The 17,637-nt window shown below is 60.0% G+C and carries 20 protein-coding genes and 1 pseudogene; 18 read left to right on the forward strand and 3 right to left on the reverse strand.

The window, feature by feature from the left end:
• Positions 1–138: 138 nt before the first annotated feature.
• Positions 139–393: a hypothetical protein gene (locus tag NKI50_RS01740; protein ID WP_352495399.1), complete on the reverse strand. Its 255-nt coding sequence runs from the start codon at positions 391–393 to the stop codon at positions 139–141.
• A gap of 370 nt (positions 394–763) precedes the next feature.
• Between NKI50_RS01740 and NKI50_RS01745 the strand changes: the two genes are divergently transcribed.
• Positions 764–1,189, forward strand: coding sequence for a hypothetical protein (locus tag NKI50_RS01745; RefSeq protein WP_023720037.1), 426 nt, complete (start codon positions 764–766; stop codon positions 1,187–1,189).
• A 599-nt stretch (positions 1,190–1,788) separates the two neighbouring features.
• On the opposite strand, the gene NKI50_RS01750 is transcribed toward NKI50_RS01745, so the two are convergent.
• Complete coding sequence (locus NKI50_RS01750; RefSeq protein ID WP_352643186.1) at positions 1,789–2,679, reverse strand: LysR family transcriptional regulator; 891 nt, start codon at positions 2,677–2,679, stop codon at positions 1,789–1,791.
• Between the two features lie 103 nt (positions 2,680–2,782).
• Here NKI50_RS01750 and NKI50_RS01755 point away from each other — a divergent pair, with 103 nt between their 5' ends.
• The 5 genes and pseudogenes from NKI50_RS01755 (at position 2,783) to NKI50_RS01775 (ending at position 5,821) form a co-directional block, all read left to right on the forward strand.
• Complete coding sequence (locus tag NKI50_RS01755) at positions 2,783–3,646, forward strand: SDR family oxidoreductase (RefSeq protein WP_352643184.1); 864 nt, start codon at positions 2,783–2,785, stop codon at positions 3,644–3,646.
• 35 nt (positions 3,647–3,681) lie between these two features.
• Positions 3,682–3,959 (forward strand): annotated as a pseudogene (locus tag NKI50_RS01760) (AtaL-like protein); the annotation flags it as partial.
• A gap of 927 nt (positions 3,960–4,886) precedes the next feature.
• The gene (locus NKI50_RS01765) at positions 4,887–5,018 is read left to right on the forward strand and encodes a hypothetical protein (protein ID WP_280940424.1); all 132 of its coding nucleotides are present in this window, start codon (positions 4,887–4,889) and stop codon (positions 5,016–5,018) included.
• Between the two features lie 49 nt (positions 5,019–5,067).
• Entirely contained in the window at positions 5,068–5,322 is a 255-nt protein-coding gene (locus NKI50_RS01770) for a DUF982 domain-containing protein (protein ID WP_023720040.1), read from the forward strand.
• A 208-nt stretch (positions 5,323–5,530) separates the two neighbouring features.
• On the forward strand, positions 5,531–5,821 hold the full coding sequence (locus NKI50_RS01775; RefSeq protein WP_023720041.1) for a DUF982 domain-containing protein: 291 nt from the start codon (positions 5,531–5,533) through the stop codon (positions 5,819–5,821).
• Positions 5,822–7,485: 1,664 nt separating this feature from the next.
• Here NKI50_RS01775 and NKI50_RS01780 read toward each other — a convergent pair.
• Positions 7,486–8,127, reverse strand: coding sequence for a peroxiredoxin-like family protein (locus NKI50_RS01780; protein ID WP_287212788.1), 642 nt, complete (start codon positions 8,125–8,127; stop codon positions 7,486–7,488).
• A gap of 548 nt (positions 8,128–8,675) precedes the next feature.
• Between NKI50_RS01780 and NKI50_RS01785 the strand changes: the two genes are divergently transcribed.
• The 12 genes from NKI50_RS01785 (at position 8,676) to NKI50_RS01840 (ending at position 17,637) form a co-directional block, all read left to right on the forward strand.
• A complete protein-coding gene (locus tag NKI50_RS01785; protein WP_352715162.1) occupies positions 8,676–9,989 on the forward strand; it encodes a tyrosine-type recombinase/integrase in 1,314 nt (437 codons plus the stop codon).
• On the forward strand, positions 9,986–10,543 hold the full coding sequence (locus NKI50_RS01790; protein WP_352715165.1) for a hypothetical protein: 558 nt from the start codon (positions 9,986–9,988) through the stop codon (positions 10,541–10,543). The genes NKI50_RS01785 and NKI50_RS01790 overlap by 4 nt, the downstream gene beginning before the upstream one ends.
• Before the next feature lie 81 nt (positions 10,544–10,624).
• Entirely contained in the window at positions 10,625–10,819 is a 195-nt protein-coding gene (locus NKI50_RS01795; RefSeq protein WP_352715168.1) for a helix-turn-helix transcriptional regulator, read from the forward strand.
• Positions 10,816–11,214 (forward strand): hypothetical protein, encoded by a 399-nt coding sequence (locus NKI50_RS01800; RefSeq protein WP_352715171.1) that lies wholly within the window; start codon positions 10,816–10,818, stop codon positions 11,212–11,214. The genes NKI50_RS01795 and NKI50_RS01800 overlap by 4 nt, the downstream gene beginning before the upstream one ends.
• Before the next feature lie 186 nt (positions 11,215–11,400).
• Positions 11,401–11,688 carry a hypothetical protein gene (locus tag NKI50_RS01805; protein WP_352715173.1) on the forward strand — a complete coding sequence of 96 codons (288 nt, stop codon included), beginning with the start codon at positions 11,401–11,403 and terminating at the stop codon, positions 11,686–11,688.
• A gap of 169 nt (positions 11,689–11,857) precedes the next feature.
• Positions 11,858–12,976: an AAA family ATPase gene (locus NKI50_RS01810; protein ID WP_352715176.1), complete on the forward strand. Its 1,119-nt coding sequence runs from the start codon at positions 11,858–11,860 to the stop codon at positions 12,974–12,976.
• Positions 12,977–13,329: 353 nt separating this feature from the next.
• Entirely contained in the window at positions 13,330–13,686 is a 357-nt protein-coding gene (locus tag NKI50_RS01815; RefSeq protein WP_352715179.1) for a hypothetical protein, read from the forward strand.
• Positions 13,683–15,128 (forward strand): terminase large subunit domain-containing protein, encoded by a 1,446-nt coding sequence (locus NKI50_RS01820; RefSeq protein ID WP_352715182.1) that lies wholly within the window; start codon positions 13,683–13,685, stop codon positions 15,126–15,128. Before NKI50_RS01815 ends, NKI50_RS01820 begins: the two co-directional genes overlap by 4 nt.
• Complete coding sequence (locus NKI50_RS01825) at positions 15,125–15,286, forward strand: hypothetical protein (RefSeq protein WP_352715185.1); 162 nt, start codon at positions 15,125–15,127, stop codon at positions 15,284–15,286. The genes NKI50_RS01820 and NKI50_RS01825 overlap by 4 nt, the downstream gene beginning before the upstream one ends.
• Before the next feature lie 19 nt (positions 15,287–15,305).
• Positions 15,306–15,971, forward strand: coding sequence for a hypothetical protein (locus NKI50_RS01830; protein WP_352715188.1), 666 nt, complete (start codon positions 15,306–15,308; stop codon positions 15,969–15,971).
• Between the two features lie 2 nt (positions 15,972–15,973).
• The gene (locus NKI50_RS01835) at positions 15,974–16,453 is read left to right on the forward strand and encodes a hypothetical protein (protein ID WP_352715191.1); all 480 of its coding nucleotides are present in this window, start codon (positions 15,974–15,976) and stop codon (positions 16,451–16,453) included.
• Positions 16,450–17,637: a hypothetical protein gene (locus NKI50_RS01840; RefSeq protein WP_352715194.1), complete on the forward strand. Its 1,188-nt coding sequence runs from the start codon at positions 16,450–16,452 to the stop codon at positions 17,635–17,637. Before NKI50_RS01835 ends, NKI50_RS01840 begins: the two co-directional genes overlap by 4 nt.

The raw sequence follows: 17,637 nt of genomic DNA on the forward strand, positions 1-17,637 counted from the left end.
AACGTTTGGGACCCCGCACGGGATGGGCTGAGAATGCCGCGCCGCAAAAAGTGCACCGTCACCGTAATTCGTGGCCGCCTGTGTATCCTGCTGGCCACCTGTGCTGCATTCAAGTTAGTGAAATACGCAATCAACGAGCTAAAAGATTGATATGATGCCAGGGTTAACCGTTTCGTAGCCTAGGCGCGGCTCAGACTTGTTTTTGGGGATTGCGCCGGAGACAGTTCCGGTTGAACGGTAATCCACCTCTGTCTCCCTCTTTTTCTTGATCGTGCCTGACAAATCGGCACAAGGTGGCGTTATCCCTTTTCTGGCTACCACCTTTTTCTCGTGCGCAACGGCGGCGGTGGATCCGGCAATCACAATTGCCGCGCACACGATGGCCAATCTCATCGAATTTCCTCCCCAAGCGCCGGCCTAAGCCGCGGTCGATCTACCGACGCTGGGGCCGAAGCTCAGGTCGGCATCTTGGCCGAAGCGCATTATCACCGAGCCGATTGGCTCTGGCGCGTTATCAGCCTCTTTCAGGTAAAGCGTCTTCCTTCATTTGAGTGAAATCGAGCGATGGTTTCCCTTCGAACGCAGAATTACGGTGACAGTGCGCTTTCGCTACATTGGCCCGCTGCGGGCCTCAGCTGGGTTAACCAGCTTCCTGGGCGGAGCATGGGCCTGCTCAATTGTGTTTTGACTATTTGGCTGCACGGGCGCGTAAAATATCCGGTTCGCCCAGTTGTGGGCGGACTAACTCAGGGAGGATAATGTTATGAAGATGAATCGACGTAATGCTCTCGCCCTTGGTGCCACCTCGTTGTCGACCCCGCTATTGGTTGCATTGCCGACTCCGGCAGCGGCCAAGACCTACGGTCCGACTGATGGCAAAGAGATTTTTCCCGGCGTTCGGCTCGTCGAACTGGGAACACGAGACTCCCATATCAAGGGGTACAAGAAAATCGCGATGGAAGACGTCGTGTATCAGCCAAAGGGGTCTAGCCCGCTGGGGGATGTCATGGCCGACGACATGGTCTGCACGGTCACTGAAGGCGAGCTGCAGGTCACGGCCGGGGATATGCAGTTCACAGCCAAGGAAGGCGATGTATGGAGCTGCGGCAAGGGTAGCACGAAGGAGGCTGCTACGAACAACGGGACAGTGGTCGCCGTGATGCGGGTGATTAACCTCAAGGCTGAATAAAGCCAAGTTGGCGATCGTGGGCGCAATCCGCGCCCGGGTGGAATCTTGCGGGTTAGCGATCTAACCGGCCAGCGCCATTCCAGTGCCAACGCCGATGGCAGAGGCCCATTAGAAGCTTCCCGGCCAGATCGATGGCCAAGACGCGGATGGCTCCCCAAACGTCTGCACGGGGGGCCTTATCGCGCTGGCAAGATCGTCAAACGTCGTTTCCATTCCTGGAGTCTAGATCAACACCGGGAATCTCTGAATTCCCCTGTTTGTTGTCCGCTAAATTCAGCATGTCAACGCAGCGGCTTCTTGCGCTTCGGCGGCCTGTACTTCTCGACCAGCCTGACCTTATCAATATCGCAAGCATCATTCGAACGAACACTTTTCGTCCACGAGGAGGGAAGGGAATGCGGTCGGTGGCGCTCTCAATACCTACACATAGCCGGCCGTCAGCAGTGGTGACGATGGCACAGTTCGCGGAGCCGGTTGCCGTTAAAAAATGTCGCGTTCGCGGAAGATATTTCGGATAACGCACCCACCTAGAAAGTACGGCAACTGCTTTCCTTGTGCCTCGCATAAGGCCTCAGCTGGGTTAACCAGCTCCCTGCGCGTCATTTGCCGATATAGGCGGCCAGCTCGTCAGGCGTCCCCATGGGAAAGGCCTGTTTCAGATGGTCGAGGAATGCGGAGACGCGGGCGCTCAGCAGCCGCCGAGAGGGATAGAGCGTCCACAGGGCGATGTCGGGTCGATCGAGATCCCCCCAATGTACCAGTGTTCCGTCCGCCAGATCATGGCTCACCAGCGACACAGGTAGGCGCGCCGCGCCGACGCCCGCTCGTACCGCATCCCGGACCATGATGAGTGACGACAGCGCAAGGACCGGCTCGATCGCGATTGTTGACCGGCCAGTGGGCGTCTTCACGTCCCAAGCCCCTCGATCGGCTGTCGAACGCATGACGGCCGGGGTCGCCAGACCGTCCGCCGGCCGGGCGAGGTGAGGACTTGCCACGACCACCAGTCGATCACGCAGAAAGGCTCGCCCAACGAGGCTCTCATCCGGATCCGGATTGACCCGGATCACCAGGTCAAATCCCTCTTCGATCATGTCGACGGCGCGGTCTTCGGTCGTGACCTCGAGCCTTACCTCCGGGTATTTCAGGGCGAAGCCGGCAGCGATCTTCCCCATCGCGGTCTGTGAGAACAGCACTGGGGCGCTGATCCGCAACCTGCCTCGCGGCCTTTCGCCGCCTGAGGCGATCGCGGCCGCTGTCTCTTCGAGCTCGGAAAGCAACCGGCCCGCGCGCTCGAAAAGCGCACGTCCTTCTTCCGTCAGCTTCAACGCGCGGGCGCCACGCTCGAACAGCCGTAGATCCAGACTGGCCTCCAACTCCGCCACGCGTCGGGACAAGGTTGCCTTCGGGCGCCCGGCAGCGCGGGCGGCCTTACCGAAGCCCCCGTGGCGGGCGACCAGATTGAAATCGGCAAGGGCAAGTAGATCCATATGTTCCACCAATGAGACGGCGTGTCCAAATATAACGCCTACCGACACAAATGTGGATCACTAATTTCTGAGCAGCCATCCGGCTCAACTCAGGAGTAACCCCATGACCATTCTCGTTACCGGCGCGACCGGCAATGTCGGCCGCAACGTAGTCGAACAGCTCGTGAAGCGTGGCGCCCATGTGCGCGCTTTGGTTCGCGATCCCTCCAAGGCCAATTTCCCCACTGGCGTAGATGTCGTGCAGGGCGACCTGCTCGATGTCGATTCCCTGCGCAAGGCGTTCTCCGGCGTCTCCACCCTTTTCCTGCTGAACGCGGTGGTGGCCGACGAATACACCCAGGCGCTGGTAGCGCTGGCCGTTGCCCGTGAGGCCGGCATCGAGCGGATCGTCTACCTGTCGGTGATCCACAGCGACATCTACGTCAATGTGCCGCATTTCGCGGGCAAGTTCGGCGTCGAGCGGATGATCGAACAGATGGAGCTCAACGCCACCATCCTGCGGCCCGCCTACTTCATGGACAACGACATCACGATCAAGGACGTGGTGATCGGCTACGGCATCTATCCGATGCCGATCGGAGCCAAGGGCATCGCCATGATCGACGCGCGGGACCTGGGCGAGATCGCCGCGATCGAACTCCTCCGCCGTGAGCAGGCCGCCGCGCCGCTCCCGCTCAATCGCATCAACCTGGTCGGCCCCGACACGCTGACTGGCACGGACGTCGCAGCGATCTGGACGGACGTCCTCGGTCGACATATCGCGTATCCCGGCGACGACACCGCCGGCTTCGAGCAGAACCTGCGGCAGTTCATGCCGAGCTGGATGGCGCTCGACATGCGCCTGATGGCCGAGCGCTTCCTCACGGACGGCATGGTCCCCGATGCCGGCGATGTCGATCGGCTGACCGCGCTGCTGGGCCGGCCGTTGCGCTCCTATCGCGACTATGCGGCCGCAATTGCCGTCTGAGCCCCATCACCGACGTTCTGTCCAGGAGACATATCATGATTTACTCGACCGCTACCGTTCCGGTGAATCCCCGAGGCGAGACCAAGCTGACCCGTGCGCAGATATGGCAGGGCCTGGAACTCAAGGCGCGCGACGCCCGCCTGTTCCTGCCCGCAGGCCTCTGCACCCGTTGCGACGTCGTGGAGGAGAGCGCGACCCACTTCGTGCGCGAAGCTATGATCGCCGGTACTGATCTGCGCGAGATCGTGACGCTTGAGCAGGAAGCAAGGTCACCTTCTTCCAGGCGACCGGTCCGCGCGAAGGCGCGGAAATCGCCTTCATAGCTAGTGGTCGGGTCATTCACATCAGTTGCGCCAACGGCAATTGCAACCAGCTGGTGAGCGAGCTGCTTTATAAGCACGGACGAAACGCAAAGCCAGTCCGTCAAAACGCGGGTGTAGATGACGTACTGCTTCACGGCTTTGTCCAGTTCAAGCGTTGTGCCTGACAAGGTGGTGGCCGAAGCATTGTCTAACGTCAACGTTCGTTGTGCTTGACAAGAACCGCAAGATTGAATGGAGGGGCACTGTTTGGTCTGACGGCGAGCCGAGTAGCGACGAGCCTCGCATGGGCCTGGTCCATCCCGCCAAAGTCGAAAGTAGGGTGTTCGTTGCGGGAACGGAAGGTCGACGCTGCGGAAGGGGGCATGGGGTCTTCGCGCGAGCGGGTTATCCGATCCCCCGCTCAGAAATTTCTACCAAACATTCCTGACGGTTACGGCCCGAGCATTGTACGGTTCTTACATCCTGTTGATGTCGGTCAGGGAGAGAGTACTGTCGTCTCTTCGGCGTGCCCCTCGGGGATGGTCGGATGAGTGTCGTTCAAAGTGTCAGTCCAATTCTACATCAGGCTATTGCTGCACTCCTGAACGGGGCGGCTCGCGGAGACATTGTCTCGATCAAGGCTGCAATAGAACGAGTCCGCGTGACTGCGCCTAATCTGCGGGCATCTGACGAAGAGCTAACTGAGGCTATCCTTGAGGTAGCTTCCGCCACTGGCCTGTTCGTGTGTTTCGACGGCCGGGAGTAGCTCTCAGCCACGCGCCTCACTAATCCGCCTAACGTTCCCCCCCAGCATTCCAGGAATTTTGCTCATTGTGGCCCCGCGAGAGGGGGCGCGCGGTCCTGCTTGATCTTCGTAATTAGCAGGAACAAATCCGCTCGCGGTGCAGTTCGGTCCTTTTAAGCATGCAGGCCCGAACATGGCTGAAATCGATAAAGCCAAACAGAAGGTTATTGCCGAAGTTGTGCGGCGGTGGATCACTTCAGAGGTAATCCGCAATTACCTTCGCAACCTGCTAAATCTGCCTGTAGAAAGGGGAACTGCCGGCTGAGCAAAGGTATTTGCTGGAGGAACTTGATAGGGCCGACAAAGAGTGACGTATGGCCCCCCACTGGTTCAACCCTCCGGTCCCCGTCAAGACACAGCGTACCGGGATCATTCGCAACGTCAACAACGCCGAGACAGCCGGCGAGGAGCTGATGAAGTGGACCAAGCGTGGCCCTTGCTGGGACCTCGCGGTGCGCGTTTGCATGGCCGTGATATTCGACGAGATGGAACCCGAGGAGGCCCGCAAAGCATTCCTGGCTGCCGCGATGGAGGAGGGGACGTTAATTCCCCCAACGACAAATAGCTAAATTGTTTTGCGGTATAAGGTTCTATGTGTCTCTGACCAACACCGCCTTCCAGAAAGGAGCCCGCCGCCGGTGAGGGACAGGCGACGGACCCCCTCAGCGGCTGCATCCACGAAGACTCGACCGCTGCAAGTTCTAACCCCGCGAGGGCCTACATCGTTCCCTACAACCTGGGTTGGTCGGCAGGCTTGTGCCGCTCTAAGTTCCCCTTATGGCAACCCATTGGTTCTCCCCTCCGGTTCCTGTGACGACTGACCGTGCCGGTATGACCCGGAACGTGAACAACGTCGAGGCAGCCGGACAGGAGCTGATGAAGTGGACCAAGCGTGGCCCCAAATGGAACCAAGCGGTGCGCGTCTGCATCGCCTGCATTTCCGACGAGATGGAACCTGAGGAGGCACGAAAGGCATTCTTGGCTGCTGCCGAGGAGGAGGGGTGCTGCGCTCGTCTGATTAGGGCCGAATGTGCCAGTTACCCGAGCCCAGTTCCCAAACATTCCTGATCCCTAATGCAACCATTCCCTGATCTCCGAGTTGCGCGACAGGCGGGGAACCTCGGCCGACATGACAAAGCGCGACAAAGCTGGGCATAAGTCCCTTGCGGACGCCGTTCGGCAGTTGATCGGAACCGAAGACAATCGTCGTCATGTACAGAAGCTGTTTGGGCCAGTCGAAACAGAGCTAACCCCAACCCTAGCTTCATTACTTGAGGCGATTGGTAAGGCCAGAGACGACGAAACTCCCTAGCCGCTCTAAGTTCAGCCTCATGGCAACCCTCGGCATTGGCGCCGACTTGCTGGAGCTTTTCATGAAGGCCCGCGATGCAGGCTGAGCCGGACGAGGAAGATCAGCGCTGACCTACCGTTCCAGGGCGGGCCTCGGGTAAGGCATTTCAGATTTAAAAGGAAGGTCGGTTAATACCCCTCGGCGTCAGGCTTGACAGCGGTCCCATGTCGATTGTGAGTGCCGCCTTCCTCCTCTATGCGCGTGATCTCGCCGGCAAGCTCGATCTGCTGACCTCTCTTGATCTTGGACGTGCTGTCCACGATGCAATGCGGGAAGCCGTAGCTCGGAATCGAGACGCTTGTCCGGTCCTCAGTGACCCGCCTACGTATCGTGGCCGTGATCGCAACCAGTGCCCCGCGCCAGACGCTTGAGTCTGGAGCGGACGGTGCCTAGTCAAGATATTGCTAATATACATTCGGCCTGCAAGCTTCGCCGTTGGCGAGGCGGCCCAGCGGCTTGGTTGCGGGGGGGACGGCAGCTAGAGGCCGCTGGGCCTTGACGACCAGCGAGCTTAAGAGGAGGCCCTGTGCTGGCTGGTCAAAACCTTGCGCTTAGGGCAACGGAAAAGCATCATTCGAACGAACACTTTTCGTCAACGAGGAGGGAAGGGAATGCAATCGGCGGCGCTTACCCATTACATAGCCGGCCGTCAGCAGTGGTGACGACTGACACAGTTCGTGGAGTGGCGAGCGGAATCGTCGCTCAGCAATTACATTCTTCCACGATAGGGAATCCCAGACGCAGTGACCATGGTCTTGGCGTTGTCAAAACCGTGGTGTCAGCCAAAACAATGAAAACGCCGGAGCCTCTACGCCTTTGAAAAATATTGGCTTCCCGGGCCGGACGAAACTGCGAACTATGAGCTGCCGATTCCTCTCAAAACTGCGCCGCAGCCCGCCATCAAGACTCGCAAGCGTGACCGGGAGCGCGCCGTGCGCCTCCGATCAACCGGTGGGCCAAAACCATCTTTGAGGCAACGGGCAGTCGCACTCGCGAAGGAACGAGGCGTTGTGCGCACACACGATCTCACAGACATCGGCGTTCCCCGCTGTTATCTAACCCGGATGTGCGAGGGAGGGGCCGCTAATCAAGGTTCGCTATGGAGTCTACTGAGCAGCAGACGGGGAGGCGGCATAATTACCTTATGCGCGCCTGTCGGAACAACGTGATTGCGGCAAGGAGCGGACGTTGCCCCGCCTATGCGGCTTGCTCACTCTAGCGTCGGGGCGGTCCGCAGACCGTTGAATCGAAAAATCGCTACGAAGCCCACGGGCAGACCTTAGCCTCCCGCGCTGAGCATTTCGACGATTGTTAAATCCAAAGAATCACCACAGGACGGTGGCCGTCGAGCGAGTTTTTAGCAGCCCATTTCCGCAGCCTGTTAATGTGCAACTTGGGAAGCTGCCGACATCAATTCCTCGGGATTCGGCGCTCTGAAGGTGTTGAGGCCATCCTCCAGAACTTCAGTGAAGTTCCAGCGTACGATGCCCGCCCGGTCGATTAGGAACTGACCGACAAGCTGCGCCTGGCTGGAAGCCATCGCCTGCTGATCGACTTCCGTAATCTCATAACCTTCCTTCTTGTTAAGAAATTCATTCATTGCCATGACGTCCATAGGCTCGGGCAACTCGCCCGGGAGATGGAACGGTATCGCCATGACCGTGTCCATCCCGACCTCGCGCAAGCCGAAAGCACGGTGCGAGGCTCGCTCCGGGTCGGATGCGGCGAGAAGATCGGGTGCCGGGTGGTAACGGAAATAGAGCCGCGCCCGCTCGACCGGCGTATTGACCACAGCCAGGCATTCGACGCCTTTCTCACGCAGGGCCGGCTTAAGTTGCGCCATCGCCGCGACATGGCGCCGGCAGAACGGACAGTGCAGGCCTCGGAACAAACCGATCAACAACGGGCTACGGCCTCGAAAATCATCGAGCGCGATCTTGCCTTCGCGTGAGATCGCATTGAGCACAACATTCGGTGCCCGGTCGCCCGGCTGCAGCGGGCGGTCAACACTACTCGTGGACATGGACAACCTCCTCGCCCTGGGTCAGTCAGGGAAGCAGCACACCTAGCGTTTCGGAGGCGATCAAGTGCTGGGGGCGAAAGCTTCCTGTGCCAAGGCAATAGCTTTCGACCTCTGCCATATTGCCGAGGTCGAGATTACGCGCGTTGCAAGCCCATCATAACACGAAAAAGCATCTGCGTCGCCAGTCCTGCGATCGGCTTGCGAAGAATAGGCGGGGCGGGCGAGGCCGCTATTCTGCGCTTGATTTCATCTGTCCTCGATGCTCTGACACGAGATCGAAGCGTAGGGAAAAATCGCACGCCGGCGTGCAAAATCGCGACTTGGCGTAGAAAAGGCGATGGCTCCCCGGGCCGGATTCGAACCAGCGACCAACCGGTTAACAGCCGCTCCTAAGATAGCCAACCAGAGCACATTACCGGTTGGTCAGCGGCCAACGTACCCCTTTATTTGCAAGGTGTTGCGTTTTACAATTGCACATTAGCGCACACTAGGGCTACATAGACAGGCGGGGTGATTTGTAGCCCCGATGTAGCCCTCGGGAGATCGAAGTGCCCAAATCCTCACTGTCAGATTTCAAGATGAAGAACCTCAAGGCGGCGGAGAAAGGGAAGCGTTATGACGTGATGGACGCTGATGTCCGAGGCTTTGGCGTTCGCGTGAACGACAAGCGCGAGCGGGTGTTTATCTTCTACAGCCGTTTCCCCGGCAACCCTGCGCCGCAGCGCAGGAGCATCGGCGAATACCCGGCCATGACGCTGGAGGAAGCGCGCGGGAAAGCGTCCTCATGGCGGGATCTGATCAAGCGCGGGATCGACCCGAAGGACCAGGAAGAGGAAGCGCGGCGAAAGGCCGAAGCCGAAAAGCGGGAGCGGGTGAGGGGCGCCGCAGATCGTCGCCGCAAGCAATTCGAACGTGTTCTTGTCCGCTATATCAAAGCTCGCCGCCGGGACGGCATTCGCAAGGTTGAGGAAGACCGCAACGACTTCAAGCGCGAATGCCTGCCAGCGTGGCGAGGGAAGGCCGTAGGGGATATTCAGAGCGTTGACGTGATGGCGGTGCTGGAAAAGATCAACAAGCGCGGCGCGACCCGGCAAGCCCTGAATATGGCGCAGAAGATCGGCACGTTCTTCAGCTGGTGCGTTGACGACGAGTTGATTACGGCCTCGCCATTCCGGGCCAAGAAAGTCCGCACCATGATCGGCGAGAAGGTTTCCCGGGACAGGGTGTTGACCGATGCCGAGATAAAGGCGCTGTGGACGGCGACCGACGGCACGGCCAAGGGCCTGGGTGCTGTTGAGTGTGCCGTCTATCGGCTTCTGCTGTTGCAAGGCCAGCGCCTCAACGACATCGCGCAAGCGTCATGGTCTGAAATCGACCTCGATCGCAAAACCTTGACCGTGCCTGCGGCGCGCTTCAAGTCCGGCCGCGATCATGTCGTGCCGCTCACCGACGAGGCTATCGAGATCATTGGCAAGTTGCCGCGGTTCAAAAAGTGCAACTGGCTATGCTCGCTCGACGGACAGCATCCGGTGACGATCGGCCACAAGGTCAAGCTGCGGATCGATGCAGCCATGCTCGCCGCGCTGCGAGAGGAAGATCCCGACGCCAAACTGCCAGCATGGGTCAACCATGACATCCGCCGCACGGTTCGCACCCGGTTGTCCGAGCTCGACGTGATGGACGAGGTTGCCGAGGCTGTCATCGGGCACGTGCCTACAGCGCTCGTCAGGACTTATAACCAGTCCGACCGGCTCAAGGTGAAGCGAGACGCTCTGACGCGCTGGGAGGGCGCCCTTGCCGCCCTGACAGGCCGCGAGAAGGTTTCGAACGTTGTCGCGATGTCGGCGAGGGCCGCGTCATGAGTGAGTGGACACCCTACGGCGAGGCTTTGGCGCTTGTGAGGTTGCGGCTGTCGCTCGATGAGGCTGCGGCTTCTGATCTGCTGCTCAATGCGATTGATGATGACCAGCATGTTTTGTCGCGCATCAGGCCGGATGAAATGGTTGAAGCCATGGACGGCCAGGCGCTCTATGAGCGGGAACGCGACCTACTGTTGAAGTTCCTCACAGACCGGCCGTTAACGCCAGAGCGGAAGCTTTACCCTTTCACCATCGACGTGTTGCGAGCATCGTTTGACGACTGGACGGCTGGCTTGCTCAATCCGCATCACAAGGCCGAACCGCAGATCCTCGAAACTGGTTTGCCTGGAGCGCCAGAAAAGGGCCGGACGTATATTCTACGCGAGTTTGACCGGCGCCGCGAGGCAGGCGAGACGCTTGACAGCTTGGCCGGTGAGGTGAGGGCAATCCTGAATTGGTTTGCCAAGGCCCACCCCGACGCAGAACGCCCGCTGCCAACTTCCACCGAAAATCTGCTGCGAAAGCGGTTCAGAGAGGCCATAAAACAGGGCATATAATTATCGTTTTATGCCGAGTTTTTGTGTCTCAGCGGATTGGCGACCTTGGAGTGGTCTACACACCACACAAGGGCCAACACCATGCCTCTTATCCCACTCAACGAATTGCCTGCCAAAGGCATTACCTACTCCAGGAACTACATCGACCGGCTGATCAAGGAAGAGCGGTTCCCGAAACCCGTCTTTCTCTCGCCGCGCCGCCGCGCCTTCCTCGAATCCGAAATCGACGCCTGGATCAAGGCCCGCGTCGACCAGCGTGACGAGGTGGCATCATGACCGGCTTCGATCACTCGCACTCGGAAGCCATCGAGGCCGCTGCGCAATGGCTCTCCAAGACAAGCCGCGACCGCGTGAAAGAGCCAATCATCCCGCTCTTGCGCAAGCGCTTCGGCATCACTGTTGCCGGAGGCTTGCGAGGTTTGCCGTCAAGCCAATCTGCGGAGGGGGAGAGCAGCATGAAGACCCCTATGCACCTGCGCACCCTAACCGATCTTCCTTCAGTGGCGAGGCATTTGGTCTACCGGTGGCGTGATGGAGTGCGGCACCCTGGTCTCGGCCGCGAAATCCAAGAAGCGTTCCCAGCGTTGACCCTAGACGAGTTCAACGCCGCAGCGGACATGGCTTGGTCTTCCCTCGACGATAGCGAAAGGGAGGTCGCAAATGCTTCCTGAAAAGCGAAAGCCGATCCTGGCAGGGACCGGCTCTCTGGAATTTGGAAATGCAGGCAGCGCTTCCAATTCAGATATTAGCGAAACCCTGCTGCATGTTCAAGCAAGCAGAATTTGGCATCGGTTCGCCGTGTCCCCGCCAGTTGCTCGCGTCTGCGCCGAACACGCCTTCGGATGGAGGGCGGCATCATGAACGAAACTGTTCCGGGTGCCGTCGTTGCCGCTGTCCGTGTAACTCGCTTCAGCCTGCTCGACGCGCAGTTTCGTCTCGATGACGCCGACTACGAATGCATGCTGCTCGACAGCTTGGTCGGTGGTTCTGCCGCGCTTTTGGCCGAATGGGCGGGCCGACGAGTGCCGCAGGACCCCGACCCGCGCAGATTGTGGAACCCCTGCGACCCATCGTCGGGGTATGTGCCCGAATGGATGACCGAAGCCGCAATCGAATGGCGGCTGTCGAAACGGAGGAGCTACTGATGCAGCTCCGACCCGATCCTGTCGACGACGCCGCTATCTGGGCGACTGCCCATTGGTGGACAGCGGCGCGACCGCTGCTGCCCGTGCTCGTGCGAAAATTCAAGATTTCAGAGGAAGACGCGATGCGAGCCATCCGTGCGGCTTTCGATGCGATTACGAGGGCAACCAGATGAACTACAGTCACACAGACCCAATCGTGGCGCGCATGGACGATTCCAACCGCAGTTACGGCCCCGAACTGACGGCGCCGAAGCCGACCCGCATCCGCCTCATTCCGTTCGATGAAATCAAGCTAGGCAAGGAGCGCCGGTATCTCGTCAAGGGGCTGATTCCCCGCGTCGGCCTCACGGTCGTGTGGGGTCCGCCGAAGTGCGGGAAGAGCTTCTGGGTATTCGACCTCTTGATGCATGTCGCCCTAGGTTGGGAATACCGCGGGCGGCGCATTCAACAAGGCCCTGTGGTCTACTGCGCCTTCGAAGGTCAGAGTGGCTTCGAGGCACGCATAGAGGCGTTCAGGCAGCGCTTCCTCACAGAAGAGATGGACCGTGTCCCGTTCTACCTGGAGCCCGTCCAGCTAAGCCTTGCCCGTGACCACAAGGCCCTAATCGGGGCGATCCGGCATCAGCTTGGCGATACCAAGCCCGCGGCTGTCTGTCTCGACACTCTCAACCGATCGCTGGAAGGGTCAGAAAGCAGCGACGAGGATATGACGGCATATATCAGGGCGGCGGATGCCATCCGCGAAGCCTTCGAATGTGCCGTAATCGTCGTGCATCACTGCGGCATCAACGGCGATCGCCCACGCGGCCACACGTCACTCACGGGCGCTGTGGACGCGCAGTTGGCCGTGAAGAGAGACGCAGCCCGCAATGTCGTCGTCACTGTGGAACTCGTCAAGGACGGCGCCGAGGGTGACATCCTGGCCAGCAAGCTCGATGAGGTGGAAGTAGGGCTAGACGAGGACGGCGACGTTATCGCGTCATGCGTCATCGTCCCGACCGAGGCGGCGGCGGCAGAGCAGAAACAGAAACTGACCGCCAAGCAACAGAACGCCATGTCGGCGCTACACCATGTCGCTGCCGAACGCGGATCACCACCACCCGCAGACTTCAGCCTTCCCAAAGGGCTTGTCGCTGTGAATGCCGATGCATGGAAGGAAGAACTGTTCAGGCGCGGTGACCTCGACAAGGAAGCAGCCAACCCGCGCACGGATTTCAGACGCCTCAAGGAACAGCTGAAAGCCCGCTCACTCATCGGCGAACGGGATGAACTCGTATGGGCAGCATAGGCAGGTGTAGCAGTGTAGCAGTGTAGCACCCTTTAAGGGGGGTGCTACGCTACGCTACAGCAAACTGCCCGTAGCAGTGCTACAGAGTGCTACGCTACGCTACAGGTGCTACACCTCTGTTTTGATTGATAATCGGGGGCAATTACCCGCCTCAATGCATACAATCCGAGCGCGTTTTTTCTTCGCAGCGTCTGAGGCTCGAAAAAGAGCGCACATTAGCGCAAACCGGCTACAAACCGGTTGTTCCCATGGCCTGAAATCCTTGCAAATCAAGCGTTTCTGCTGCATCCTCGCGCAGGTTGATTTGATTAGGGCTACACTAGGGCTACAAAGTGCAGGCAGATACCGGCGAGATGGAAGGCGAAACCCCTACGAAGGGTGGCGGCAAGCTGCGGCTTCGGACGCTGGCTGACCTCGACAGCCGGACTCGCGCCGCCCGTGCTGTTCTCGATCGACGCGACGCCTTCGCGGCGGACCTTGGCGGCAGTGACAACCTTTCCGTAATGCAGCGCGAGCTTATCGACTCCGCTGCCTTCTTGGGCGCCTTGCGCGAGGATGCCGCAGCATCGTGGCTGTCGGGCGAGCCGATCGACGCGAGCGAGTTCGCGGGCATCTGCAAATCCCAACGCCAGATCATTGCCGATCTCGGCTTGAAGCGCGTGGCGCGCGATATCACCGACCACCTCGAAGACTACAGGCGCACGGCATGAAGACGCTGCTGGACGCGCTGGACGATCCAAAGCTGTTCGCGCCATGGTTCAAGAACAATGCGACGTGGACAGCGTGGCGTGCCTTCCTGGCTGCTCTGTTCGGGCTTCCTCTGTCCGAAGCCGAGTTGGCAATCTTCACCGCGTGCACGGCACGGCAGAACGCCCCCACTGCCGCCGCCAAAGAGGCTTGGCTGATCATCGGCCGACGCGGCGGCAAGTCGTTCATCATGGCGCTGTGTGCAGTGTTCCTTGCCTGCTTCCGCGACTATCGCGCATTCCTGACCCCAGGAGAGCGCGCCACCATCCTCGTTATCGCGGCCGATCGGAAGCAAGCCCGCGTGATCATGCGCTATGTGCGCGGCCTACTGACCGGAGTTCCGGCCCTCAAGAAGATGATCGAGCGTGAGGCGCAGGAGAGCTTCGACCTGACCAACTCGACCACTATCGAGGTTGCAACCGCCAACTTCCGCACCGTGCGCGGCTACACGCTGGCCGCTGCCCTTGCAGACGAGGTAGCATTCTGGCGCTCGGATGACAGCGCCAGCCCTGACAAAGAGGTTCTGGACGCTCTCCGGCCGGCCATGCTCACCATCCCGAATGCGATGTTGCTGTGTGCCTCCAGCCCATACAGCCGCCGTGGAGTGCTCTGGGATGCTCGCCAGAAGCACTACGGCCACGATGGCGCACCGCTGGTCTGGCAGGCCTCCACCCGCACGATGAACCCCTCTGTGCCCCAGGCAGAGATCGACAAGAAGTATGAGGAAGACCCTGCAGTCGCAGCCGCTGAATACGGCGCAGAGTTCCGATCAGACCTTCAGGCGTTTGTCGACCGTGAGGCCGTCATAGCCTGTGTGGACGCTGGCGTGCGGGAGCGCCCATTCATGCGCGAATGGGAGTATGTCGGCTTCGTCGATACGTCTGGTGCCGGTGCAGACGCCTTCAGCGTGGCCATTGCCCATCGGGAGAACAAGACCGCCATCCTCGACGTTGTGCGGGAGGTCGTGCCGCCATTCTCGCCGGAGGCGGTGACCGAAGAGTTCGCCCTGCTGCTCAAGTCCTATCGGATCACCCGCGTGTTCGGCGACCGCTATGCAGGCGAGTATCCCCGCGAGCTCTTCCGCAACAAGGGCATCAACTATGAGCTTTCGAACAAGTCGCGGACCGACATCTACCGGGACACGCTGCCTCACATCAATTCGCAGTCGATCGCGCTCCTCGACGACAAGAAGCTGATCAACCAGCTGATCGGTCTGGAGCGCCGCACCCGCGTCGGCGGCAAGGATCTGATTGACCATGCGCCGGGCGGGCATGACGACCTCTGCAACGCCGCCTGTGGCGCGCTTGTCAAGGCATGGGAGGGCGGCGACGGGCGAGTCCCGGAACGGCTCTATGGACCTCGGCCGAAGCCCGTATTTTACGACCCGCTGGAGATGATGCGATGAGCGACACAACGAACCCATTCGTCCGCGACAAGGACGGGAAAATCCCGAATGTGACCGCGATCGCCACTCTCTGCCGGGCTGATCCGCGCAAGGCGATCCTGCTTTGCAAAGAGGCTGGCGAAAAGCTGGACGCCTGGTTTCCGATGAACCCGAAATGAGGAAAGACCGATGACCACTATGCTTTTGTCTGCCCATTCCGCGGTGCTTCACGGCGCCCGCACGTCTGCCGAGTTCGCCGCCGTGATCTCTGCGCTCGATACTGATCTGAACGCGGCGATTGCCCGCAAGGCGGAACTCGAGAAAGCCGAGGACAAGGCCATTTTTGGCGATGGTGATCTTGCTGAGGTCCGCGCGGCGATCGCCGACTGCAATTCCGCGATCGGCCTGCTTGAAAAAGCCATCGAAGGCGCTGACGTTCGCCGCGCCAAAGCTGCCAAAGACGAGGCTGAGATCGATATCGAGGCCCTGGGCAAGGATGCGAAGGCAAAAGCCGCCGAGCTCTCCAAGCGGTGGCGCAAGGTCTACGTACACATTGAGGCGTTGCGCGCCGAACTGTTCGAATGCGATGCGCTCAAGCGGTCCCTGGTGGCAACCGACGGCGAGTTTGAGAAGGCCAGGCGGCCCGATCTGCGCATCAATCTTACTGCCGTTCGCCGCGAAGCGATGGCCGGTCCAAGGGCATCCATCCCAGCACGGTTGAGCCGGCCCGCTGTGCAGGTCGACAAGCTGCTGACCTCGTTCCTGTGCCTGGGGGGCGTTCTCGACGGCCGCGCCGCCGCTCGCAACAAGGTCGACGGCGTGTCGTCCAAGTCTGATTTCCATCATCCGGAGCAGGGGGCCTGAGCATGCAAGAAAACGCCGTTGCTGGCCAAACCTACGGGTTCCAGTTCTGCGGACACTGCCTCGGCGCTGTCATCCCGAACGGCAGCGACATGATGGTCGATCCTTCGCTGGAGATTCGGCCGCTGGACGTGGTTGCGGTGTTGCTCGATCCCGATGCAGGCGGGGCGTTCGCCGGGTTCATCAACGGCATCGGCGCCGGCGGCTTCATGGGTGTCTGCAAGATCTACCTGGGCTCGCACGTGTCGCACCAAGGCGAGATCATCCACCTCGTCGCGCAGTTGAACCCGCCGGTGATTTCACCGATTCCGGCCAGTGCGATCGAGGCAATGCATCGGTGCGCGGAAGCGGGCATCCTGAGTGGGTCTGCCCCACTCACCCCCGAGGATCTGGCGGCGATCGAGCTGCTGATCCCATTCGTCACGAGCGGCAACGCCCGATCGCCGATCAATCCGTCCTGGCAGCCGAAGGAGTACCCGCAATGACCGTTCATCCGCTTCAACTTGTAGGAGGCATGACCATTTCGGCGATTCCGGACATGGCCAAAGTCGTCTTCAGCCATGGCCTGACGAGCACTTTCAGGGATGGATTTATCCCCCTGGTGACGAATTTCCGCACGTTCAAGCTGGCGGCACAGGAAGTGAAGGACGCCGGTACAGCGCTCGACATGGTTTTGGATAGTCGGGTTATGGCTATGCAAGACATTACCGATGAATTTGGCCGGCATACGGCCTTTGAGAGGGGTCTCACTGCCCTGTCGTCACGCTTTGGCGTGGTTTCCCTTATGGCTCCCTGGAATGCGTGCCTGAAGCAGTTTTCTGGGCTCATCACCATGACGAACATCATGCGCGCCTCTCAGCGGGTCGTTGAGGGGAAAGCCAGCGCACGTGACATTCGCAGCCTCGCATCGTCCGGCATCGATGCCGACCTAGCTAGAAGGATCAGCTTGGAGTTCGCCATTTATGGTGACGAGCAGAACGGCATTCTACTAGCCAAGGCTGGTGATTGGGACGATGCCGGCGCGCGCGAAGCCTTCCGCACCGCTGTCGTCCGCGAAGTAGATCGGATCATTGTCACCCCAGGGCAGGATAAGCCGCTCTGGATGAGCACTGAGCTTGGGAAAACCGTCGGTCAGTTCAAAGGTTTTGCCGTTTCGAGCATGCAGAAAACAATGCTTGCGGGTCTCCAGCAACGGGATGCGGCGACCCTCAACGGGGTGCTGCTCTCGCTGGGTCTCGGAGCGCTTACGTACTGGGCGAAGGAAACCATCGCTGGCCGCGTAACTTCGGAAGATCCAAAGGTCTGGGCTGTTGAGGCGCTGGATTGGTCTGGGCTCGTCGGCTGGGCAATGGATGCCAACGGGGTGCTGGAGAAGGCCACCAGGGGCAAGGTAGGCCTGTCCTACTTCACCGGTAAGGAAATCTCGCGCTACGCCTCAAGGAACACCGCTGGCGCCCTGCTGGGGCCGACGCTCGACGCCGCGTCCGACCTCTTCCAAATCTCCGGGGCCATTTCGGCCGGCGACTTCAAGCAGAGCGATCTTCACACCGTCCGCAAGCTGCTGCCCATCCAGAATCTTTTCTTCCTACGCACGCTGTTCGACCGGGTCGAGGCCGCCACAGGCGACGCCTTGGGCCTGCCCGACGCTGCTGCGGCCAAAGCCCGATAG

Source organism: Mesorhizobium sp. M0563 (genome assembly GCF_040321065.1).
Taxonomy (GTDB): domain Bacteria; phylum Pseudomonadota; class Alphaproteobacteria; order Rhizobiales; family Rhizobiaceae; genus Mesorhizobium.